This window comes from Bacillus sp. FSL W7-1354 (assembly GCF_038002405.1).
Taxonomy (GTDB): domain Bacteria; phylum Bacillota; class Bacilli; order Bacillales; family Bacillaceae; genus Bacillus; species Bacillus paralicheniformis.
This window is the reverse complement of sequence record NZ_JBBOCL010000001.1, coordinates 577,267-599,054: the sequence shown is the minus strand read 5'-3', so window position 1 is coordinate 599,054 and position 21,788 is coordinate 577,267. Positions and strand designations below refer to the sequence as shown.

At 44.4% G+C, this 21,788-nt stretch carries 23 protein-coding genes and 1 pseudogene; 7 read left to right on the top strand and 17 right to left on the bottom strand.

The genetic code is table 11. The features are described from left to right. Positions 1-80: 80 nt before the first annotated feature. The 12 genes from MKZ04_RS03185 to fadH form a co-directional block, all read right to left on the bottom strand. Positions 81-533, bottom strand: a complete 453-nt coding sequence (locus MKZ04_RS03185; protein ID WP_095290382.1) for a flavodoxin — start codon at positions 531-533, stop codon at positions 81-83. A 29-nt stretch (positions 534-562) separates the two neighbouring features. Continuing rightward, complete coding sequence (locus tag MKZ04_RS03180) at positions 563-1,456, bottom strand: WD40/YVTN/BNR-like repeat-containing protein (protein WP_256163728.1); 894 nt, start codon at positions 1,454-1,456, stop codon at positions 563-565. Then, complete coding sequence (locus MKZ04_RS03175) at positions 1,446-1,925, bottom strand: flavodoxin (RefSeq protein ID WP_020451202.1); 480 nt, start codon at positions 1,923-1,925, stop codon at positions 1,446-1,448. Before MKZ04_RS03175 ends, MKZ04_RS03180 begins: the two co-directional genes overlap by 11 nt. Positions 1,926-2,055: 130 nt before the next feature. Next, positions 2,056-2,931, bottom strand: a complete 876-nt coding sequence (locus MKZ04_RS03170) for a LysR family transcriptional regulator (protein ID WP_249726535.1) — start codon at positions 2,929-2,931, stop codon at positions 2,056-2,058. Positions 2,932-3,073: 142 nt separating this feature from the next. Beyond that, a complete protein-coding gene (gene cbpB, locus MKZ04_RS03165) occupies positions 3,074-3,517 on the bottom strand; it encodes a cyclic-di-AMP-binding protein CbpB (RefSeq protein ID WP_020451200.1) in 444 nt (147 codons plus the stop codon). A 180-nt stretch (positions 3,518-3,697) separates the two neighbouring features. Further along, complete coding sequence (gene abbA, locus MKZ04_RS03160) at positions 3,698-3,877, bottom strand: antirepressor AbbA (RefSeq protein WP_003181305.1); 180 nt, start codon at positions 3,875-3,877, stop codon at positions 3,698-3,700. Between the two features lie 138 nt (positions 3,878-4,015). Next, positions 4,016-4,534 carry a ribonuclease H-like YkuK family protein gene (locus tag MKZ04_RS03155; RefSeq protein ID WP_020451199.1) on the bottom strand — a complete coding sequence of 173 codons (519 nt, stop codon included), beginning with the start codon at positions 4,532-4,534 and terminating at the stop codon, positions 4,016-4,018. 57 nt (positions 4,535-4,591) lie between these two features. Beyond that, on the bottom strand, positions 4,592-4,741 hold the full coding sequence (locus tag MKZ04_RS03150; RefSeq protein ID WP_020451198.1) for a hypothetical protein: 150 nt from the start codon (positions 4,739-4,741) through the stop codon (positions 4,592-4,594). 11 nt (positions 4,742-4,752) lie between these two features. After that, on the bottom strand, positions 4,753-4,995 hold the full coding sequence (locus MKZ04_RS03145; protein ID WP_003181299.1) for a YkuJ family protein: 243 nt from the start codon (positions 4,993-4,995) through the stop codon (positions 4,753-4,755). Between the two features lie 458 nt (positions 4,996-5,453). Then, positions 5,454-6,080, bottom strand: a complete 627-nt coding sequence (locus MKZ04_RS03140; RefSeq protein WP_214485540.1) for a DUF3993 domain-containing protein — start codon at positions 6,078-6,080, stop codon at positions 5,454-5,456. Between the two features lie 109 nt (positions 6,081-6,189). Then, the gene (locus MKZ04_RS03135; protein ID WP_020451196.1) at positions 6,190-7,410 is read right to left on the bottom strand and encodes an EAL domain-containing protein; all 1,221 of its coding nucleotides are present in this window, start codon (positions 7,408-7,410) and stop codon (positions 6,190-6,192) included. Positions 7,411-7,478: 68 nt separating this feature from the next. After that, on the bottom strand, positions 7,479-8,243 hold the full coding sequence (gene fadH, locus MKZ04_RS03130) for a 2,4-dienoyl-CoA reductase (RefSeq protein ID WP_075753081.1): 765 nt from the start codon (positions 8,241-8,243) through the stop codon (positions 7,479-7,481). Positions 8,244-8,389: 146 nt separating this feature from the next. On the opposite strand from fadH, the gene MKZ04_RS03125 reads away from it, so the two are divergent. From MKZ04_RS03125 to MKZ04_RS03110, 4 genes are all read left to right on the top strand, one after another. Next, positions 8,390-9,247 (top strand): metallophosphoesterase, encoded by an 858-nt coding sequence (locus MKZ04_RS03125; protein WP_023857290.1) that lies wholly within the window; start codon positions 8,390-8,392, stop codon positions 9,245-9,247. 177 nt (positions 9,248-9,424) lie between these two features. Continuing rightward, positions 9,425-9,922: a L,D-transpeptidase family protein gene (locus MKZ04_RS03120; RefSeq protein WP_020451193.1), complete on the top strand. Its 498-nt coding sequence runs from the start codon at positions 9,425-9,427 to the stop codon at positions 9,920-9,922. An 88-nt stretch (positions 9,923-10,010) separates the two neighbouring features. Then, positions 10,011-11,312 carry an MFS transporter gene (locus MKZ04_RS03115; protein WP_020451192.1) on the top strand — a complete coding sequence of 434 codons (1,302 nt, stop codon included), beginning with the start codon at positions 10,011-10,013 and terminating at the stop codon, positions 11,310-11,312. Positions 11,313-11,453: 141 nt separating this feature from the next. After that, positions 11,454-11,915, top strand: a complete 462-nt coding sequence (locus MKZ04_RS03110; RefSeq protein WP_020451191.1) for a YkyB family protein — start codon at positions 11,454-11,456, stop codon at positions 11,913-11,915. Positions 11,916-11,943: 28 nt separating this feature from the next. Here MKZ04_RS03110 and MKZ04_RS03105 read toward each other — a convergent pair whose 3' ends face one another. The 3 genes from MKZ04_RS03105 to MKZ04_RS03095 form a co-directional block, all read right to left on the bottom strand. Next, positions 11,944-12,861 (bottom strand): chemotaxis protein, encoded by a 918-nt coding sequence (locus MKZ04_RS03105; RefSeq protein WP_020451190.1) that lies wholly within the window; start codon positions 12,859-12,861, stop codon positions 11,944-11,946. A gap of 73 nt (positions 12,862-12,934) precedes the next feature. Beyond that, a complete protein-coding gene (locus MKZ04_RS03100) occupies positions 12,935-14,254 on the bottom strand; it encodes an MFS transporter (protein WP_020451189.1) in 1,320 nt (439 codons plus the stop codon). Positions 14,255-14,350: 96 nt separating this feature from the next. Beyond that, positions 14,351-14,875 (bottom strand): RDD family protein, encoded by a 525-nt coding sequence (locus MKZ04_RS03095; RefSeq protein ID WP_020451188.1) that lies wholly within the window; start codon positions 14,873-14,875, stop codon positions 14,351-14,353. A 171-nt stretch (positions 14,876-15,046) separates the two neighbouring features. Between MKZ04_RS03095 and MKZ04_RS03090 the strand changes: the two genes are divergently transcribed. Both MKZ04_RS03090 and MKZ04_RS03085 read left to right on the top strand, forming a co-directional pair. Next, positions 15,047-15,205: a hypothetical protein gene (locus tag MKZ04_RS03090; RefSeq protein ID WP_165583461.1), complete on the top strand. Its 159-nt coding sequence runs from the start codon at positions 15,047-15,049 to the stop codon at positions 15,203-15,205. A gap of 183 nt (positions 15,206-15,388) precedes the next feature. After that, positions 15,389-16,569: pseudogene (locus tag MKZ04_RS03085) on the top strand (aminotransferase A); the annotation flags it as partial. A 14-nt stretch (positions 16,570-16,583) separates the two neighbouring features. Here the strand turns inward: MKZ04_RS03085 and MKZ04_RS03080 are convergent. Beyond that, entirely contained in the window at positions 16,584-18,392 is a 1,809-nt protein-coding gene (locus MKZ04_RS03080) for a PAS domain-containing protein (RefSeq protein ID WP_341045279.1), read from the bottom strand. A gap of 160 nt (positions 18,393-18,552) precedes the next feature. Further along, on the bottom strand, positions 18,553-20,667 hold the full coding sequence (locus MKZ04_RS03075) for a peptidoglycan D,D-transpeptidase FtsI family protein (RefSeq protein ID WP_023857292.1): 2,115 nt from the start codon (positions 20,665-20,667) through the stop codon (positions 18,553-18,555). A gap of 348 nt (positions 20,668-21,015) precedes the next feature. On the opposite strand from MKZ04_RS03075, the gene MKZ04_RS03070 reads away from it, so the two are divergent. Beyond that, the gene (locus MKZ04_RS03070) at positions 21,016-21,777 is read left to right on the top strand and encodes a CAP domain-containing protein (RefSeq protein ID WP_020451183.1); all 762 of its coding nucleotides are present in this window, start codon (positions 21,016-21,018) and stop codon (positions 21,775-21,777) included. Positions 21,778-21,788: the final 11 nt, after the last annotated feature.

Genomic DNA, 21,788 nt, shown 5'->3' with positions numbered 1-21,788 from the left:
CCTCATTACTGTATCAAAGGAAAGATTTAAAAACAAGAAAAAAAGGAAAGGGGGCGTCCCGTTTCCTTTTTTAGCAAATGTCATGCCGGCACTTCACATTTCTTTGCAAAATCCCTGCCGAATTGAAGCAGCATGTCTTCTTCTTCATCTTCCGGATTCATTTCGATTTTGACGGACGGAAGCACCGTGTCTCCGCCAAGCTCTTTGATCTTGTCCTCAAGTATGTCGACGGCACCGCAAAAATGCTCGTAAGAAGTATCTCCGGACCCGAAAACGGCAAACATCTTGCCTGTGAAATCCATCCCTTCCATATCATCGTAAATATCCAAAAACTCATCCGGGAGATCCCCGTCGCCCCATGTATAGGCGCCAAATATCATATACTGATAATCGTTAAAGAGCGCCGCATCTACATCCATCGCTTCATGGCGGTCAACTTCGGCCCCGCCCTCAAGAAGGCCTTTCTCGATTAAATCGGCCATTGCTTCTGTATTTCCAGACATGCTTGCATAAACCAGCAAAACTTTCCCCATCGTTATTCCTCCTATAAAACGCTATAAAATCAGTGGGCTGCAGCAGGCTGTTCATAAGGCCTGACAAATTTGCATTCATAAAGACCCGCGCAAAAGAAGTTCTCCTTTTGATTGGCGACTCTGAATCCATGCCCTTTAATCGTGTCAAACCATTTCAGCTCTCTTTCAAAGAAATCAAGCCGGTAGATTCTTGAAAATCCGTCTCGGTCTTGAGCCGATGTGACATAGATGATTCCGTTGTCTTCGGACACATCCAGGAATGATTCTTCATTCTCAACAAGGCCCTGGCTGATTTGTATTTCATCATTCGTGTGGATGTTGACCAAATTGACGGCACCGTGATTTCCTTTTTTAGATCCCATCGCACAAACCAGCCATTCGCCTTCAAATGCGATCATCGAGGCGGTCATGCGGCCGGTTTCTTTTTTGATCAAACAAGCCGATTCTGCTGCCAAATCGTATGCCCAAACACCACCGTGCACTTCATGAATCTGCGTTCCGATGTAAAGGCGCTCCTCATGGATGCACAGAGAGCGGATAACGGGCGGATGACTCAAACCGGAAAACGGCTTGACGATTTTCCATGAGACGCCGAAATCCTCTGATATGTAAATGCAATGCTTCCCATGGGCACAAACAAAGCCGTCCGTTGTCCCTGTGATCGACCAAATCGTAGCGTTTGTCGGAAAGCTTGAGATTGACCAGGTTGCTCCTTGGTCAGACGATCTGATAATCGTTCCCCTCTCCCCTGCGCCGAATAAATAATCGCCGATATAGGTGATGGAACATATTTTGCTTTTTAATTGAAAGAGCTTTGTCCAGCCTTGCTCAAGTGAATAGTGAAAAATCCCTTCCCTCTTGATGGCGACAAAGTAACCGGAATGCTTTGCCGAAGCGACGGCCGTCGCACCTTTATGAAACATGGGTCTCAGCCTGCCGCTTTTCGTGTTCTGCCCATCTTATAAAACCTTCGGCAAATTCCTTGCAGCACTCGGCATCTTCATCCGTTTCGGGGGCAAGTTCTATTTTCAAGGTCTCTCGATAAAGGTCGGCGCCGGTTCGTTCTAGCATGCTGTAAAACGTGTTGACCGCTTCGCAAAAGCGGGGGTATGCATAGTCGCCGGATCCGAAGCATGCCGCTTTCTTTCCTTTAAGGTCAAGCGAAGAGACCTCGTCGTAAAACGATTCCGCTTCATAAGGAAGATCCCCGTCTCCCCATGTGTAGGTGCCGATTAAAAGAAGATCGTATTCAGCCAATGAATCGGCATCGACATCATCCATTTCCTGAATTGCGACATCAAAACCGTTCTCCTTCAATGTATCTTTGATGATCATCGCGATATCCTCCGTGTTGCCGGACATGCTGGCATATGCAATTAATGCTTTAGACAACAGAATCACCTCTGAAATTGATAATGATTTTCATTATTATATAGATACACTTTAAATGATAATGATTATCAATGTCAATAAATCGCACAAAAAAAGCAGCCCTCTTTTTTGAGTCCTGCCTTTCTGATGTTTATTCAGTTGCCGTACATTCTTTCACAACCTCTACAAACGCCTGTACTTGCTTCAGTTGGAAAGCCGGCTCATAACCGAGCAGCCACGTATCTCTGCCGATTGCTTTTCCTTTAGCGTCGAGCAGCGGGATTTGATGAACATGGCTCCCGCTTCCGTGAAGCGTCACAGATGGAAGGATCGCATAGCCGATTCCGTGGAAAGCCATCTGTTTGCATGTTTCAATTTGGTCGACAATAATGGTCTGCTTTGGCGACATTTTAAACTTTTGATGCCACCAGTGCTGAATTTCCTGATAGTACGTGCTGTCGCTTTTGAACTGGATGAACGGCCGTTCCGTTTTGGCAATATCCTCAATGTTACGGATCTCTGTATCGACAAGGTACAATTCGTCCCGCATCAAGTAATGCTTCGGTCCTTTCCATTCCGGGTTTCCTCTGATAATGCCGACATGAACATGGTCTTCGTAGAGGCTTTTCAGCATTTCGCTGCTCCATCCGGTCACGAGCGAAATTTTCACGTTTGGATATTGTTTGACATAGGTTTTCAGAACGTTGGGAAGCCAATGCTGCCCAATGATCGAAGCGGCCGCCAATTTGAGCGTACCGTGAATCTCGCCCTCCAACTCATCGATATTCTCTCTCACTTTTTCCTGTTCCAATGTCACATCTTTTGCGAACTGGATGATTTTTTCTCCGGCAGACGTAACCGTCAGCCCTTTTTGCGATCTCAAAAAAATTTTCGTTCCCCATGATTTCTCAATGGTCTGCAGGCGTTGGGACAAAGCCGGCTGGGAAACAAACAGGCGTTCAGCCGCTTTCCGCATATTTAATTCTTCCGCCAGAACGACAAGCATGTGGAGCTCTTGAAGCTGCATGGACATTCCTCATTCCAATAAGTTTTTCTTATCATACATTTAATCAAACGGCTGTTTTTTAATCAAGCGGAAAGTCAGGCTTCGGAGAATGTGCGGAGGGTTTGGTGGAGCGCTGCAAATAAAAAATAGGCCGCTGCCGCGCCTATTTATTCAACGTTCTCAAATGCTTATTCAGCTGTTTTAACACGACACGCCTTGTAAAAATGCCTTCGAAAACCTGCTCTTCATTTTCGACACATACAAACGCGTTGTTGATGACCAGTCCGAATCCTTTTAAGATCGGGTCGTCAATTTTCAAGCGTGGGATGTCTGTCAGCATGACTTCTTCAACATGAATCTTGTCAAGCTTCTCAAATTCGATTCGTTCCAAGCCGAAGATTTTATCCATGATCATATTCGTTCCGATTAATCCGTGCAAACGGAAAGAAGCATCAAGTACAGGGATCGCGGTATATCCGGTTTTGGTCAACACGAGAAGGGCATGTTCCAGATTATTTCCGACTTGAACATGGGCTACTTTATCAGCATCGATCATAAACTGACCTACTGTCGTTTCAAGAAGTTCATCTGATTGCATACTAATCATGATTTTTCGACTCCTTTTCAGCTTTAATCCATCAACGCATATTTTCCCTATACTACAATAATATAAACGATATCAATATTTGTCGAAAACTTTCCTTTCTTCCAAGGTCAGTTTATCATTCCATATCCTTTTAGGAAACAAAAAAGATACTCTAATGAGTATCAATTGATATAATCTGACCTAATTTTCAGACCGGACACGGTCGTATAAGGTAACCAGTTTTTTATATGTCAGGCTATCCACATTTTTTGTACCCGTTTCTATATCATTGATCTCACTGCTTAGTAGCTCTACGGCATACTCATGGTCCAAAAGTACGTTCAGCAACAGTTTTCTCTCTTCTTCTGAAAAGCGTTCCATTCTTAACCAGCCCCCTAATTGATTTAGCTAGAGTCAGAAACAATATGTTCTCTCTAGTTTCTATAGGGCTAGAATATGAAATTGCAATTCAAACGTCAACCGCACATTTCGACATCTGTTCGATTTTCTTTCAAACAATTATTTTGTGTACCGGTTTGCATAGCTTGAAGCTGTATAGGAGTCAGGTTTAATTTTGGCACAGATTCCCATGGAGGTGATCCGGCCCGTCATTTCCTGGATTAAATCCTTTGTCATTCCTTTTTTTCCGATATCCAAATGAACTTCAAGGGTTAAATCTGCTCCCTCGTCTGTAAACGGAAGAAGCAGATCCATAATTTCATTAAAGTAATCATTTAAAAGATATGCGGCAATCTCTTGGCTGTAAGCTGTTTCAAGCGATATTTTCTCCCTGAGGCTATGTATCGGTCTGTTGACAACCGTGTTTTTCAGACAGCCCCACGCTCCTTTGCCCTTGCGGTGCAAATGGATAGCCGTGATAAACTTTGTGCAGTTCTGATGGATTTGCGAGTCTGTTCCGACGGACAGCAGATAGCTTGCCCGCGGATCTTGGCGTATGAACGCCTTCAGTCTCCCGATCACTTCAGGAAATGTCATTTGATCTTCAGAAAGATTATAAAAAAGAAAAGAATCAGCCATTGGAATGCCCCTTTTCATTTTTGATCTGCACCGAAGATGGAACGATTCGTCTGTCTGCTATCCTTTTTTGGTCGGTATATTTTTCAAGCTGAACCCGCAGCTGTCACATCTGTAAATTACATTCTGATTGGACTGGGCTGTCAGCACTTGATCCATATGCTCGGTTGTTTTGCAATTCGGACAAATAACGCTTGGAAAAGCTTTCATGCCATATCCTCCTATTGCTGAAGCAGTTCAAAGATTTCGATTGAAATCATATCGATGTTGTCAAACGGAAATGTGGTAGGCTTATCGCCTTTTTGATAAACTGTCAGCTCAAATGTTTGGTTTTTTTCAAAATATTTTACGCTGCAAATTTTTTCTCCGTTTACTTCAAAATTGCGCTGCGTCGGTTCTCCGGCAGCCTCCGCAGTCTCCTGCAGGCTCTGCAGTCTCGTGATGATACCCATTAATTGTGACATTCTAAAAAAGACTCCTTTCAAAAAAACAACTTCAGGATCAACAAGTATTAATTATAATACAAGTTCTACACGCATCATACCACAAAGTATCAGCCGATGACATTTTTCCTTTCTGATCATGAAAAAGAAAAACCGCTTTTCATAGTTTGAGTTTTCTTTTTTCATGTCATACATGAAAAATATTTTTTTGACTGCAGAGGAGCCTATTTTAACCACCAATTTAGATTTATGGGGCAACAGGATTGTCTTATTCCTGTCCCACACCTAAAGCCCAAAAATCCCGCAGCCATTTGCAGTGCGGGATTCCACGCAAATAAAAAACTTGGCGGGGGCAGCGCCAAGTTTTTTAAAATCTTGATCTGATAGAGGGGTTGGGGAACAGAGAGGTTCATCTCTCTATAATTAAATGATAATGATTATCAGTATCATTGTCAATGAATTTTTTAAAAATTCTTTTTCTAGCTGAAAAGTTCGGCCAATGTCCAGTTAACATCGATGACAAACAGCGGGAATACAGCGTGATCTTCTTCCTTGTTATCCGCAAAATTCGAGTTTGTTTCTTCCTCGTCCGGTTGTTCGGCCATCATGTCTTCTCCAGCCGGTTTTGTATCAGATTGGCCGATAGCCGTTACTTTGAAGCTGCCGCCGATATTCTTTAGCGTCACCGTCTGATAATTTTTTTGATATGAAACAGGATCGCGGTCTTGATCTCCAACACATTCGTATACGATATAGCTTCCGTCTTTCACCGCCACTTTTGTGTTTTCATCATAGCTGAAGAAAGGGATTGCCACTTCAGGCGCGTCTGTCCCGTAAAAAATCCACCCCGCTTGTTCGGGAAAGGCGTTCGCCTCCACGTACTTCGCTGCCATGGCGTGTTCCATATAAGGTTCCAAGAGGGATATCATGTCTTTTTTCGTTCTTTCCTTTTCGGTCAGCTGAAAATGGACGTCGGATACGGATTGAAGGGTCTCAAATAACGACGCTCTTGTCGGTTTTTCTCCGGCTTCGGCAAAATCCGCACAGAGGAATACAAAAGCCGCAGTCAATAGTCCGCACAGTAAGGATGACCAAACGTTCTTCATATGATCCGCCCCTTTTTTAGCATATATATTCACATTTTCCTTTATATACGCAAAACAAACCTCTCGGGATTCATTTTTTCGAAAAGAAAAAGCGGCGAAAGGCCGCCGCTTAAATTAATCCGTCTTGTTCGTATAAATATGAGTAGGACAGGTCAATGAACAGATACAATTCTTCATCCATCGGATAGGAAAATGTTCTGATCATTTCCCCCGTTTCGATATCGCTGTACAAATCGCTGAAAAACCCTTTTCTCATCGTTCTCATCCTCATGATATTCTCGAGAAAATAAGGGCGCCAGCTCCAGTTTTTGCCGATGTACTCAGGCTGAAATATCCATGCTCCATCATGTTTAAACACGTTTTTCGTCAGCTGAATCCCGTCTTCATCGCACATGTAAATTCTAAAGCTGCAATCGGTCAGTTCTTTTCCGAGATTGAAGAGAAACTCATCGTCTGACTGAGCTGTTTTCTTTAGCGATGTGACAAGCTGATGAATCCGTTTGTAAAACTGCTCAGAGTGGTCGTACAAAATGGTTAGCTTCTTCTTCTCATGTGTGATAAATTGGTGAAACTCGGCATGCAGCCGGTCCTTTAATACATTCCGTTCGATAAATTCATCCTTCGGCACTTCAAGATACTGCCCCTGAAAATACCGGCCTCCGTTTCTCCATGCGTATTGCAGCTGAAAGCTCGCCTCAATATCCTCGTAAAGCAATGCGGCGCCGATTTTTCTGGCAAGGAGTGATATGCTGTAAAGCACATATTCATAGGATGGCGAAGGAGAAGACAGCTTGAGCGGCTGAAGGTCGATCTTTAACAGATCAGGGGAAAGAAGAGCGATTCTGTCGAGGTTGCTGCTTTCCTTTCCGATATTATCAACAGCGACTTTAATTCCGTATGTACGGTAATAGGTCAGCAAATGATGCAGCTGTTCAATATCCCCTTCAAACTTTTGCTCCGTGATTTCGATAACGAAACGGTTGAGCTCGAGCCCTTTATCCTGATATTCCATCAACAGGTCGAGGAACGATTCACCGTGATCCATCATCAGCACATTTGCATCTTGATTGACGAAGATGAGCAGGTCGCGCCCGCTCTCCAAAAAATGATCAAGCGCCTGGCGAATCACCTTGAGATCAACCTCTTTCTTGTATTCTTCAGGAATTGTCGGATCAGAAAAAAACGGCCCGAGACTCTTCACTTCAGATTCTACCTTGATACGCCCCAGCACTTCATAGCCGATCACCTTTTGTTCTTCAGCACTGAAGATCGGCTGATAGTATGGAATAACATCTTCAATGTTCGTTAAAATATCGAGTGGATCCAACATGGCATATCACCTGCTTCTAATCTTTGTCTGATTATACCATACTGGCCCGCACCTTTGAATTTGAAATCTTAAAACGGACGGGGATTCAGCCATTGGCCGCCGTCCATCGTCACACACTCCCCGTTGACATATCCCGCCTGTTCAGAAAGCAAAAATGCGGCGAGTCCCGCGATTTCTTCAGGGGTTCCCAGCCTGTTGAGCGGAACGCTTTTGATTGTCGCGTGCGCGGCTTCTTCCGATTCAAACAATTTTTCGGCACCGCCCGTCCTCTCGATCGGACCGGGCGCGATGGCATTGCACCTGATCCCGTATGCACTTCCCCACTCGACTGCAAGCGTCCTCGTCAGCGACAGGACACCTGCTTTTGCCGCCGCGGAATGAACGACACCGGCACCCGCGCCCCATGCATATGTCGCGACCATATTTAAAATCTGGCCGCGTTTTTTTTCCTTGATCCAATAGCGGCCGGCTGCCTGGCTGCAATAAAATGTGCCGTTCAGCACGATATCGATGACCGCCTTCCAGCCGTTGACCGACAGTTTTTCAGCAGGGCAGATAAAGTTCCCTGCGGCATTGTTAACCAAAGCGTCGATCGTACCAAAGCGTCCTGCCGTCTCTGTGATCATCTGTTCCACATCTTCAACAGACCTGACATCCATCCGGCATATAGCCACCTGCCCCGCAAATGTTTCAATTTCTTCTTTGGCCGCTTCAAGCGTTTCTTGCGTTCTGCCTGTAATCATCACATTCCAGCCTTCTTCGGCTTGCTTTTTGGCGATCGCTTTTCCCATTCCGCTCGACCCGCCGGTCACGATTACAACTTTTCTGTCCATATCCATCCCCCTTGTTTATGAATGAGTATTCATTCAATTCATAGTTTATCATATAAGTTAAAAAAAATTAACAAAACACGCGGACTGTCCTAAAATGGCTTTTCTGGATGATATAATGTAGAGATTCTATTAAAGGTTGGTTGCTTATGAAAAATCCGTCCAGAAGACAATTTTTAAAAGGCTTCTTAGGCCTTGCTGCAGCAGGGCTCTTTACCGCTGCCGGCGGCTTGGGCTATGCGCGCTATCTCGAGCCGCACATGCTTGAAACAAACTTGATTCCCATTCGGCATCGTCTCATTCCTAAAGGGTTTGACCAGTTTCGGATCGTTCAGTTCAGCGACACCCACTTAAGCGAATACTTTACAGCAGACGAGCTTTCAAATGTTGTCAGCCAAGTGAACGCCCTTTCCCCGGACCTTATCGTATTCAGCGGGGATTTAATAGATAAACCGCATCGCTACCGGGAACACGAGCATGCTGTCAACGCCTTAAAAAAGCTTTCAGCCCCCTATGGAAAGCTTGCCATATTCGGAAACCATGATCACGGGGGCTATGGAACAAAAGTCTATCAGACGCTCATGGCATCGGCCGGTTTTCAGGTGCTGCGAAACGACTTCATGAAGCTTGAATTGATAGACGGAAGCGTAATAGAGATCGCGTCACTCGATGATTTGATGCTCGGCAGCCCCGACTATGAAGGCATCCTGTCAAAACTGAGTAAAAAAGCCTTCTCGATTTTGCTCGTCCATGAGCCAGACGCTGCTTTAACGGCAAAACAATACCCCGTCAATTTGCAAATATCCGGACACACCCACGGCGGACAAATTCAGATTCCCGTATTTGGTCCTTTAATCACGCCTCCGTACGGAGAAATTTATACGGAAGGGATGTATGAAACAGCTGGAATGAAAATCTATGTCAATCGAGGAATCGGCACGACCAGGCTGCCGCTCCGCTTTTTGTCAAAGCCTGAAATCACCGTGTTCCAGCTTGAATCCACTTAATCCTTAACCGGCCTTTTGGCTCAAAATGAAAGGCATCTGCATACATTAAGTAAAAGCATTCCCGCTCATTTCATCCAATCCTCATTAAAAAAACGAAACTTCCCCAGCCTCTTTCCGTCTATATATTAGCAGCGGAAAAGGCTCTCTTTTCGTTTTGAAAAGGAGATGTGCTGATTATTGCTGATGTACCAAGTAAAATCTGGAGAAACTCTGGAAAGCATCGCCGCCGATTTCAGAATGACCCGGCAGGCTTTGCTGCAGGCGAATCCGGGCTTAAACGGCGGCCAAGTGTCCGCAGGCCAATCGATTATCATTCCCGGCATTAGAAACCCGGACACAATCCCTTACCGGATTGTCGTGTCTCTCAGCGGGAGAACGCTCAGATTATATGAGCAAAACAGACTTGTAAAAACATATCCGATTGCCGTCGGAAAAATCCTCACACAGACGCCGAGAGGCGAATTTGTCATTGTCAACCGGCAGCCAAATCCAGGCGGCCCGTTCGGCGCCTACTGGCTGAGCCTCTCAAAACAGCACTACGGCATCCATGGCACGAATAACCCGGCGTCAATTGGCAAAGCTGTTTCAAGGGGATGTATCCGCATGCACAATCAGGATGTTCTGGAACTTGCTTCAATCGTACCCAACGGAACCCGAGTGTCCATTACACCTTAGACCAGTACATTTCCAGACAAATGCAATTTGAACAATACAACATCTTGTATTAAGATATAATGGGACCTTTAGGGTAAGGAGCGTATATATGGATCTTTTTAAAAATCGTAATTTCGTCCGACTTTTTTTCGCAGCTTTCGCTTCTCAAATGGGAACGACAGTCGGAAACATGGCTTTCGCTTTTTTCTTGCTCGACCGGTTCAGCAGCCAGCCGGCCTACACGACAATCGCCGAGCTGATGTATTCCTTGCCGACGGTTTTTGTATTCTTTATCGTCGGGGTGGTCGCTGACCGTTTTGACCGCAAGAAAGTCGCGGAAAACTGTGATTGGATCAGAGCGGGATTGACTGTCGTTCTTTTCTTTGTACTGTATCTTCAGATCATACCGCTTGTGTTTTTAGTTCTATTTATCAGAAGCGCGGTCACAAAATTTTTCTACCCGGCCGAAGCAAGTTTGGTCCAGGCCATTTTAAGAAAGGATCAGTATGCAAAGGCAGCCGGACTGAACCAGATGCTTTTCAGCCTGTTTCTATTGTTCGGCGTAGGAATTGGAGCTTTTATGTACAAGACGATCGGCCTGCATGGTGCTATCGCTCTTGATTTTGTGAGCTTTATCGTATCCGGCTTTTTAATCCGTTCCTGCGATATTCCGCTTGAAGCGCGGCAGCCGAACGGGCAAAAAGGCTGGAAAAACATGACCGTCAAAGATTCGATGCACGATTTTAAGGAAGGCATCGTTTATATATTAAAAAATAAATTGCTTGCCTCTCTCGTATTCGGATATTTTATCTTCGGACTTGTCAGCGGGGGACTTTCGGTTCTGCCGATGTTTAAAATGAAGTATGAGCTGTCCCCTGACAGTTATGAGTGGCACACATCCCTCTTTACAATCGTACTGGGTATCGGACTTTTGACAGGGATTGCCGTCGCCGCTCTGCTTGAAAAAAAAGTGAAGCCGGCATACATGATGTCAGTCCCGATTTTTATTGCGGGTGCCTTTATCATTCTGCTTGGCTTTACAGATCAATTGCCCGTATATTACTCGGCTGCGTTCCTTGCCGGGATATGCATCGGACCGATCAACACAGCGCTTGGCGGCTGGATTCCCAAAATCGTCCACCCAAGGCTGATGGGAAGAGTCAGCGGGTGGACCGATCCGCTGACAATGATGGCGCAATCCTCAGCGCTTGGCGTGATCGCTGTTTTATTCCCGGGAATCATCGCCGATGTGGATTATATATATTACGGTTTGGCGGGAATTATTCTGCTGGCGGCGATGTACTATTTTATCGTCCTGCCTAAATTAAGCGCCGAGAACGCGGAAATCGACGTTCAAGCGGCGCTGAAGAGACAAAAAAATACAAAAGCGAAAATGAACTCTGTTTTATAAAGATGAAAACGCGCGATTCCTTAAAAAATCGCGCGTTTTTTCTATGAGATATTTGCATTTTCTGTTCTATTTCGTATAATTTAGACATAAGCCTTGCAACTTTAGGAGGTGGTCTAGAAACGAATGGATAGGAGAGAAAAAATGGACGACCATAATCATACGAAAGAATTAAAACCGACAGTTGAAAACCTTTCAAAAGCGATTTATACAGTGAATCGCCATGCAAAAACCGCGACTAATCCCAAATACCTGTATCTTCTGAAAAAGAAAGCTTTGCAAAAGCTGCTTAATGAAGGAAAGGGTAAAAAGGTAGGCCTTCACTTTTCGAAAAATCCAAGATTCAGCCAGCAGCAGTCAGATGTGCTGATTTCTCTCGGAGACTACTTTTTTCACATGCCTCCAACAAAAGAAGACTTCGCAAGCCTTCCACACTTAGGTACATTAAATCATTCGTATCGGAACCCTAAAGCTCATATGTCCTTGAATATAGCGAAACAGCTTCTTCAAAACTACACGGGAATTAAGGAAAAACCGCTCGTCACAAACCGGAAGCGCCCTGCCTCAAAGCCCGTCTTCAAGAAGCTTGGCGAAAGCTATTTTTAATAAAAAAAGCCTCAAAAAGAGGCTTTTTTTAGTTCTTGAAAATATATTTATCAAGCTTTTCGATCAGTTCGTTGAGCTCTGGCTTGCTGATTTGTTCGTCAGCTCCGACTTGTTCCCCTTTATGGCGAAGATCGTCTGTAATCAAAGAAGAGAAAATCAAGATCGGCAGCTCCGAACTCAGCGGGTTATCTTTTAACAGCTTTGTGAGCCGGTGTCCATCCATCTGCGGCATTTCAATATCCGTGATCATGAGATCGACTTTTTCGTGAAGGGCTGTGCCGTCTTCCATCAATTGAAGCACATGTTCGTAAGCCTCTTTTCCGTTTTCAAAAGACACGATGTTGTTATACCCTGCTTCATTCAGCTTTTCCACCAAAAGCCGCAAGAGGAGCGGAGAGTCTTCGACAATCATCAGCTTTTTGTCAGTCCGTCTCTGATCAAATTTTTCATCTTTCATTTGATAAGGGTCCGTACCTGACTCAGACTCAAGATCAAAAATGATTTTTTCGTAATCAGGCAGGAAAATCATTGTGCCGTCGAGCTTAATGATGCCGGTAAGGTGACGGTCCATTCCTTGATTTAAAGCGGTCGGCTTCTCGATTTCTTCCCACGACACCCGGTGAATCTGCGAAACCGATCCAGTGTGAAAGACGATTTTCCGCTTGTTGAATTCCGTCACAATGTATTTTTCTTGATGCTCGTCCTCACCGTGTTCGACGCCGAAGAAAGAGAATAAATCAATGACGGGAAGAATTTCCCCGCGCAATGTGATCATGCCCTCCATATGCTTGTGCGAATGAGGCACTTTCGTAATGTCAACCGGCTGAATGATTTCTCTGACTTTCATGACATTTATGCCGAAAATGTTGAGACCAACTTCGAACTTCACGATTTCTAATTCATTGGTTCCCGAACTTAATAAAATTTCCTGTTGGTTTGAAGACACTGATATCCCTCTCTATCCTACTTTGTGTTTACTTTTTATATCGGCGTCTTTTGTTAAAAGTTGATGCTCTGGGTTAAGCTTTTGCCTTAACATTTTGATGAATGATCAGGCCGATCGCTGCCAATAACACTAAAGATCCGAAAGCCATTCTGCTGGCCATGTTCCCTAAATCCCTGAACAGCAAAGTAATCGATCCGTACAGGACCGGACCGAAAATGGAAGAGATTTTCCCCGACAAAGCAAACAATCCGAAAAATTCGCCTCTTTTATGCTCGGGCGTCAGTTCGATAATCAGTGTCCTTGATGCGACCCATGTGCCTCCAAGCGAGATACCGAAAAGGCTTCCCGCAATCCAAAACAAGACTGTTGACGTCGTGCATGCTCCAATCGTCAAAGCGGTGATCATAATGGCGGCGACAAGACTGACTGCGTGTTTAGCGCCGATCTTTTTTGTGACAAAGCCGAGCAAAAATGAACCGATGATGCTTGAGACCGTTGAAACAAGGTAAAGTAATACAAATTGACCGGTCGTAAAACCGATGACCGTTTTTGAATAAACCGCCATCATGGCTATTGCTGTAGCAAGCGCATCATTCAGGAAAAAGTAGGCGATCATGAACAAGAAGACCGGTTTGTACAGGCGAATGTCCTTGAACGTCTGCACGATTTCCCTGTATCCGCTGAAAAACGATTTTTTTTCTTTCGGTTCCGGTTTTCTTTTCTCTTTCGTGAAGAGCAAATACGGAAGTGAAAAAAGTAAAAACAAGAGAGCCGACGGGATGAAAGCACGGTGAAAATCCTGGTTCCCGACCAGAAGGTAAACCGTTAAGCCGGCCAAAGTACCGATATATCCGATCGCAATCCCGAATCCTGATAAGAGAGGAATTTCTTCTTTTGTACCCAAATCAGCCAAAATCGTATCATAAAACACCAAGCTTGAATGATAGAAAAACTTTGCGGTCACAAACATGACAACAACAAGGATCAAAGATAACGGAAGCCCGTATATGTCCTTCTGAAACGAAGCGCCCGCAAAAACCCCCATTAAGATGGTGCACAAAACACAAATCATCGTAAACAGACCGATGTATTTTTTCTTTCTGCCCGTCCGGTCAATCAACACCCCGAATAAAGGCGTGAAAATGACGAGCAGGAAGCTTGCAGCTGCGTTCGAATAGGAGATAAAAGTGCTTGCCACCTGATTCATGCTGGCGTTTTCGCCGACTGCCTCCTGCAAATAAAAAGGAAAAAAGATCGTCACAATGTTTGATGAAAAAATCGTGTTTGCAAAATCGTATAACGCCCAAGATAGAATCGGCAACGTCAAAAAGAGCTTGATTCCCGTTCTTTGCGCCCGCTTTACAGCTTGTTCACGTTCCGGCTGAGTATCCATCTGGATTGATGCCTCCTTATTTTTATTCCTGCCGTGAAACATTTTTCTGAACAAGACAGCACGCATTCATGCTGAAAGCGTGCTGTCTTTTACCCGTTATTTTTTTACGACAATGGTTCCTGCCAACATATCATGAAGCGCCTGGCGCCTTTCTGTGAAAAAGGCCATAATGTAGCCGACCAACAAAATCGGAGAAAGAAAGCTTTTGGCCAGAAACCTTCCGGCCGCACGGCCGAAAGAGATTCTTCCGCCTTCTGCTTTCGCCACCTGAACGTTCATGATTTTCTTGCCGAGCGTTCCTTGCCATTTGGATGATTCCATCAGCGTGTAATAAAGAAAATAAACAATAAAAGTAATACTTCCAACGATCGCTATGGTTTTGAACATGCTGATGATAAACGTAAAGATTTCCTGATCGCTCAAATACTCGGGATCAGTCTCCATCATGAGCATGATATCCGAATTTCCCAACATCAACGCCGCTGTTAAAACGTACGTGAAAATATATGCGGGAATCCCGAGAATCAATCCGTCGAGCAGGGAAGCTACAAAACGCGCGCCGATTCCGGCATACTCGCTCCTTTCAGGAGCAGTTTCGTGTTTGTCTAATTCCAATTCCAATGTGCTTTTCCTCCTAACATCTTGACTTCTATATACTACTAAGATTCGCTGAATATTATCAATACGTATCACGTTTTTTTAAAGTTAAATTAATGTACGGCTCACAAGTTTTTCATTGACTTTGACATTTATCGTGTTACAATGGTCAAGGATTTTTCAGGAAAGGTGTTTATGATGGGAACAATTGTAACGATTAAAAATCATGAAATGACCATTTTAGAAGGGGTCAGCCGTGCCGTTTACACAGAAATGCTCAAGGATGCTTCAGACAGTGAAGAACAAATATATATATCGTGGAAAGAAGATGTTGACTTCGATTACGGCTACTAAACGAAATATAACGTAAGACAATCGTTTGATTGTCTTATTTTTCTTTCTACCGCCGTCCGCATACCTTGCATTGTTTTGCATATACTTGTTACGAGTTTTTATAAAATTGATTGATTAAAAGATGACAATTGGTCTGATGATGGTAAAATAAGATAAACCATAACATTTTTAAGGTGATGCTAAATGGAACATTTGCTTAATCCAAATGTAAAAGAAATCGAAATCTCAGGGATCCGCAAGTTCTCAAACCTTGTATCCCAGTACGAAAACGTAATCTCTTTAACAATCGGCCAGCCTGATTTCTTCACCCCCCACCATGTCAAACAGGCCGCCAAAAAAGCGATAGATGAGAATCAAACATCTTACACTCACAACGCCGGATATCCCGAACTGAGGCAGGCTGTACAGCTTTATATGAAGAAAAAAGCCGATTTAAATTATGAAGCGGAAAGCGAGATCATTGTGACGACCGGAGCCAGCCAGGCCATCGATTCGGCATTCCGCACGATTTTATCACCTGGCGATGAAGTCATTCTTCCGGGGCCGGTATACCCCGGATACGAGCCGATCATCAAAATGTGCGGAGCGTCTCCATTGATCATTGACACCACGTCTCACGGCTTTAAGCTGACAGCAAAATTGATCGAGGAAGCGCTGACGCCGAAGACAAAATGTGTTGTTCTTCCTTATCCGTCAAATCCGACGGGAATGACGCTGTCCGAAGAAGAGCTGAAGGACATCGCCTCCCTTTTAAAAGGTCGAAACGTCTTTGTGCTTTCGGATGAAATATACAGCGAACTCACTTTTGACAGACCGCACCACTCCATCGCGTCTGTGTTAAGGGACCAGACGATCGTCATCGGCGGACTTTCCAAATCCCACAGCATGACAGGCTGGAGAATCGGATTTTTGTTCGCGCCGAAGGAAATCGCCAAACATATTTTAAAAGTCCATCAATACAACGTATCATGCGCTTCATCGATCTCTCAAAAAGCAGCTCTGGAAGCCGTCACCAACGGGTTTGATGATGCGCTGATCATGCGCGAGCAATATAAAAAACGGCTTGACTACGTGTACGACAGACTTGTGACAATGGGCCTCGATGTGATTAAACCGTCGGGAGCATTCTACATTTTCCCGTCCATCAAATCGTTTGGAATGTCTTCCTTTGATTTCTGCATGTCGCTTCTTGAGGAAGAGGGGCTTGCGATCGTGCCGGGCAGCTCGTTTTCTGAATACGGGGAAGGCTATGTGAGGATCTCTTACGCATATTCTCCTGATACGCTAAGGGAAGGTCTTGACCGGCTGGAGTCCTTTGTTTTCAATAAGAGGCAATCGATACAGACTACGTAAACAACGGCTTTTACGCCGTTGTTTTTTATTTTGGAAATGAAATCTTAAATATCGTGCCTTTTTCTGCTTTGCTGTCGACTTCGATTGTTCCGTTGTGATTTTCGATGATATTGAAGGTGACCATCAAACCGAGGCCTGTTCCTTTTTCCTTCGTCGTCAAAAACGGCTCGCCGATTCGCTTCATGACATGTTCAGGTATTCCTTCTCCTTCGTCCTCCACCTCGACGATGACCGAATCTTCGGTTTCTCTGACGGTCAAATGGACCGTACCGCCGTTCGGCATGGATTCGACGGCGTTTTTGATCAGGTTGATAAACACTTGCTTTAATTGATTTTGATCCCCTTTAATATAGATATTGTCCGGGAGGATCGTATTGATCAAAATGCCGTTTAAGTTGGCCTGCGTTTCTAAAAGAGCCGTCACTTCGCGGATCAGCCTGATCAGATCTAGCTTTTCTTTCAATGCGTTTTGCTGCGGCTTTGCCAGCATGAGAAGCTCGCTCAAGATCAGTTCGATTCTGCTTAATTCGGAAAAGATAATATTAAAATAATGTTCATTTTCTTCCATCGTGGGCTTCATCAGCTGTAAAAACCCTTTAATCGCGGTGAGCGGATTGCGGATTTCGTGGGCGATCCCGGCTGCAAGCTGTCCGGCGATCGACAGTTTTTCCGAACGGACCATCAGCTCCTCGGTCTGCTTGCGTTCAGAAATATCCCTTAAAATCACCTGAACGGCCGTTTCCCCGAAAAATGTCGTAGGGATGCAAACCATTTCTGTATAGATGAGCCTTTTTTCAAATGTATACCACGTCTGCTTTATGATTTCAGATTCGGATTTTCGGTCTGTAATCCGTTTCAGCCTCGCTTTGACATCTTCGTGATCGCACGGATGCAGATGTTCATAAATATCTTTGCCGATTAAATCCTCATACGTCTTTGCTTCAAACAGACGAATGCCTGATTCATTCATAAAGACCCATCTACCTTTATGAATAACGGCTATCGTATCGATTGAGTTTTGAATCAAGAGCTGATAGCGCTCCCTGCTTTTTTGCAAAATGGTCTGAAATTTTTTCCTCGATGAAATGTCAATGAGCAGGAGCAGCTCCGCTTTCTGTTTTTGATAAATGGTCGGTGCCGCCTTGACTTCGAGGTGAATCTGCGTGCCGTCGAGCTTATGCCAAGTTTGCTCGATCATTCCGACATCAAGTCCCTGCTGCATCCGCTTGATACGGTTTTTGACGATGTCATGGTACTCTTTCTCGATAAAATCGTAGGAATACTTTCCGATAATTTGCCGTTTGTGCTCGGCTCCGAGCAGGTTGACCATGGCGTCATTGACGTAGACTATTTCCCCTTGAACGCTGATGCACAGAGGGTTTGGCAAGCCTTCCACCATGGCTTCGAATTCCTCTTTTGCCGGCAGCCTGGAAGCTTCTTCCGGTGTGTCTTCCTCTTTTATGGAGCTGCTTTTCTTAGAGGGACGGTCTTCAAACACTTTCATTTTGAGTACAATCTCGCGTTCTTTTTCTCCAACATGGGTCGTCACGAAATCGATCGACGCTTCGATCCAGATCATCGTGTAGTCTTTTTTCACAAATCTGAAGGTGCAAGGCAGCAAATGATGCTCATTGTAAAAATAGCTTTCTACCAGAAAAAGATCGTCTTCGTGTAAATAGTCCTTCAAATACGTACCGATCAGTTCATTCTGCTCGTAGCTTAAGAGCTCTTTGCAATTTGCAGATATGTATATAAAACGGCCGTTAGCTGACAGGACTGCCTGTAAATTCATATGTGGCTTATATTGCTCAAAACGTTTTGTTTTTTGTTCCATCATATCCCTCCTTTATACCCTATTCATGACCAGCATTCATTAAAACTATTTTGCTTAAAAGGATTCGCTAAAATGCGAGAAATCTCCTTCAAAACTTCTAGCATTCGTCAAATTTTGATAACAAAAAAAGAACCCGGAAAAAATCCGTGTTCTTTTTTGTCTAATCCTTGCTGTATTTTTTTTGCAGATCGACATAGGCTTTGACGATTTTGGCGGCGATGTTTTTGTTGATTCCGCCTTTATCAGTGGTCATAGACGGAACAACAACGCTGAAAGCAACCTCAGGATTTTTCGAAGGATAGTAACCGGCAAAGGTTAGGTTGTAACTCATCGTTCCCCACCAGCTTCTGTTCGTGCCGTAGTAAGGCGCCTGTGCTGTTCCGGTTTTGCCTGATACATCAAGTGAACCGAATGTCCCGGCTGCTGTTCCACCAAGCTGAGTGACCCGTTTCAAACCGGTTTTCACGATTTCAATATCGCTTTGGGAGTTGTTGATTTTATTGAGCACATTGGCCGAACGCTCTTCAATGACAGATCCGAGCTTTTCGCTTTCGGGTTGGTGAATACTTTTCACGACTCTCGGCTGCACTCTGTAACCGTCGTTGGCAATCGCGGACATATATTGAGCGAGCTGCAAAGGCGTATATGTGTCAAACTGCCCGATTGCTTCATCGAGAAGGAGACCCCCGACTATTTTTGGGTTTGTCTGCATCCCGGCCGACTCCTGCGGCAAGTCGATGCCTGTTTTTACCCCAAGGCCAAATTGATTGAAGTAATATCTCATTTTATTTAAGTCCTCTAGGTTCGCTGGAAGCGGGCCGTTCGGTACATACGTAATTCCTGCAATCCTCATGGCCACATGAAACATATAAACGTTTGAACTTTTTTGAAGCGCTTTGACTTCATTAGCCCATCCAATTGTGTCGGTATAGGAACCTTTTATAACAGGCCCTGCGAAAGTCAGCTTTCCGTTATCCAAATACATCTGCCCATGCGGCATGCCGTCCTGATAGCCGGCCAGCACGGTCGCGCCTTTGACGGCTGATCCCATTTCATACTGGGTCGTAAACGCGCCGATTGAATAGTCGGTGATTTTACCGTCGATGATTCGCTTTCCGGCCATGGACAGGATGTCTCCGTTATTCGGATCCATCATGACGACGAACGCTCTGTCCAGCATGTAGTTTGAGCCGCGGAATTTATTAAGCTCCTCTTCGATAGCTTCTTCGACTTTCTTTTGGAGCTCCATGTCGAATGTCAGCTGCAGATCGTAGCCGCGTCTTCCTTCATCAACCGTTTCCTGGCTGATGACCTTGCCTGAGCGGTTTTCTGTATATTGCACTTTCGCTTTTTTCGGATTTAAATATTCTTCATATTGATACTCGAGATAGCTTTTTCCCACTCTGTCATTCCGGGCATATCCCCTTGTCAGGTAGAAGTCTTCCCGGTCCTTGATAAGCCCTTGCTCAGGCGTTGTGACGCCTCCGAAAATGGAGTAGAGCGTTTTTTCATAAGGATATTTCCTGGTCCAGTCCATGATGACGTCAACGCCGGGAAGCTCTTCAAGATGCTCGGAAACGCGTGAGACTTCCTCATACGTTAAATCGTTGGCCGGCATCTGTTTTGAAGCCTTCTCATCAAGGAGCTGCGCATCGTTTTTCCCCTCGGTTTTCGGGCTCATCGCTTTGACGATCTGCGGCTCATACGCATAGCCGCCTGAAAACCTTCTGAAAATCGCGGCGACTTTAAGCTCGTCTTTGTCCTTTTCCAGCGCTTTGATCTCTTCCGCCGGAACGCGGTCAACCTGCAGCTTGTATGTTTGATCAGACTTGAGGGTTTTCTCGCCGTCTTTCAGAAGTGCAGCAGCTTTTTTCGGATGTCTGGCAAGCCAGTAATCTTTCAAATCTCTTTCTTTCAGAAACGAAGTATCGATATCGATCAATTCTGCGAGTTTTTTGGCTGTGCTGATTTTTTCCTCCGTTTTTGTGCTTGTCATCATCGTATATGTGATCGCGGGAACGCTTTGGTTGTCGACAACCACCCGCCCGTATCTGTCATACATTTTACCCCGCGGCGCCGGGTATGACGCAATTTTCGCCTCGGTTTTCGAAGCTTCCTGCTCATACGCTTCTCCATTGACGATTTGCACGAGGCCCAGCTTGACAATCAGCGCAGCGAACAAAGTGAACACCGCAAAGAAGTACAGGTTGATCCGCCATAAACGCGAACGCCTGCTCTTTTTGATTTCAGCCGGATCATGTTGAGATTCTGTCACTGAAACTCTCTCTCCTCTCACAATATTCAATTTTTACATTAATTAACTGAGATATATTGTAACACTTTTGTAATGGTTGTTACAATCTAAAGTTTTTAAAAAAGCTGTCAATCTCTTTTTATATTAAAATTTAGCTAACACATTTAAATTTTACCACGTTTATGACAAGACGCGTAAAAGAGCGATCTGGTTGCATATTGGCAGCAAAGGATTTTTCTTTTTTTATGTCAAAATTAACAATAATACCTTGTCAAAGGGAATATATGGATCTATTATTTCAAAAAAGCCGTGTTATGATTCTAGTGTACGAAACAACAACAACTACAACATTTAGGAGGATTACTGTTTATGAAAAAAGCTTTTCTTTTATCAGCAGCAGCTGCAGCAACGCTCTTCACATTCAGCGGCGTTCAACACGCTGACGCTAAAGAGCAGCAGCAAGTACAAGTCAAAACCGTTCATTCCATAAATGTAACTGATCTCGCAGGCAAACTGAATATCCAAAACATGAACCAGCTTTCTAAAGCTGACCAGGAAAAAATTCAGTCCCTGCTTCATTCTTATAAGAAACAAGCCACTCAACAGCCTAAAGCTTCTGCACCGAAGTCTTCTGCACCTAAAGCTTCAAAGCCTGAAAGCACGCAGACTCAAAAACAGGAAGCTTCAAAGCCTGCGGCTTCAAAAGAGCAGACTTCACAGCAAAAGCAAAATACAGCGCCTTCATCTTCTTCTGTAAGCGCGTATGAAAAAGAAGTTGTTGAGCTGACGAATGCGGAAAGAAAGAAACAAGGGCTAAAACCTCTTACTTTGGATGAAAAACTGAGCAAGGTTGCCCGCACGAAATCTCAAGATATGAAAGATAACAATTACTTTGATCACAACAGCCCGACTTACGGTTCTCCATTTGACATGATGAAGAAATTCGGCATCACATACCGCACTGCCGGAGAAAACATCGCGAAAGGCCAAAAAACGCCTCAGGAAGTTGTCAAAGCTTGGATGAACAGTGAAGGTCACAGAAAAAACATTATGAACCCTAACTTCACGCATATCGGTGTTGGATATGTGAAAGACGGCAACTACTGGACTCAGCAGTTCATCGGAAAATAAGAACCAGCAAA

Excerpts from the sequence above, each read along its gene's own strand:
- MKZ04_RS03185 (WP_095290382.1), bottom strand. The coding sequence starts at position 533 with ATGGGGAAAGTTTTGCTGGTTTATGCAAGCATGTCTGGAAATACAGAA.
- MKZ04_RS03180 (WP_256163728.1), bottom strand. The coding sequence starts at position 1,456 with ATGTTTCATAAAGGTGCGACGGCCGTCGCTTCGGCAAAGCATTCCGGT.
- MKZ04_RS03170 (WP_249726535.1), bottom strand. The coding sequence starts at position 2,931 with ATGCAGCTTCAAGAGCTCCACATGCTTGTCGTTCTGGCGGAAGAATTA.
- cbpB (WP_020451200.1), bottom strand. The coding sequence starts at position 3,517 with ATGATTAGTATGCAATCAGATGAACTTCTTGAAACGACAGTAGGTCAG.
- abbA (WP_003181305.1), bottom strand. The coding sequence starts at position 3,877 with ATGGAACGCTTTTCAGAAGAAGAGAGAAAACTGTTGCTGAACGTACTT.
- MKZ04_RS03155 (WP_020451199.1), bottom strand. The coding sequence starts at position 4,534 with ATGGCTGATTCTTTTCTTTTTTATAATCTTTCTGAAGATCAAATGACA.
- MKZ04_RS03150 (WP_020451198.1), bottom strand. The coding sequence starts at position 4,741 with ATGAAAGCTTTTCCAAGCGTTATTTGTCCGAATTGCAAAACAACCGAG.
- MKZ04_RS03145 (WP_003181299.1), bottom strand. The coding sequence starts at position 4,995 with ATGTCACAATTAATGGGTATCATCACGAGACTGCAGAGCCTGCAGGAG.
- MKZ04_RS03140 (WP_214485540.1), bottom strand. The coding sequence starts at position 6,080 with ATGAAGAACGTTTGGTCATCCTTACTGTGCGGACTATTGACTGCGGCT.
- MKZ04_RS03135 (WP_020451196.1), bottom strand. The coding sequence starts at position 7,410 with ATGTTGGATCCACTCGATATTTTAACGAACATTGAAGATGTTATTCCA.
- fadH (WP_075753081.1), bottom strand. The coding sequence starts at position 8,243 with ATGGACAGAAAAGTTGTAATCGTGACCGGCGGGTCGAGCGGAATGGGA.
- MKZ04_RS03125 (WP_023857290.1), top strand. The coding sequence starts at position 8,390 with ATGAAAAATCCGTCCAGAAGACAATTTTTAAAAGGCTTCTTAGGCCTT.
- MKZ04_RS03115 (WP_020451192.1), top strand. The coding sequence starts at position 10,011 with ATGGATCTTTTTAAAAATCGTAATTTCGTCCGACTTTTTTTCGCAGCT.
- MKZ04_RS03110 (WP_020451191.1), top strand. The coding sequence starts at position 11,454 with ATGGACGACCATAATCATACGAAAGAATTAAAACCGACAGTTGAAAAC.
- MKZ04_RS03100 (WP_020451189.1), bottom strand. The coding sequence starts at position 14,254 with ATGGATACTCAGCCGGAACGTGAACAAGCTGTAAAGCGGGCGCAAAGA.
- MKZ04_RS03090 (WP_165583461.1), top strand. The coding sequence starts at position 15,047 with ATGATGGGAACAATTGTAACGATTAAAAATCATGAAATGACCATTTTA.
- MKZ04_RS03080 (WP_341045279.1), bottom strand. The coding sequence starts at position 18,392 with ATGGAACAAAAAACAAAACGTTTTGAGCAATATAAGCCACATATGAAT.
- MKZ04_RS03070 (WP_020451183.1), top strand. The coding sequence starts at position 21,016 with ATGAAAAAAGCTTTTCTTTTATCAGCAGCAGCTGCAGCAACGCTCTTC.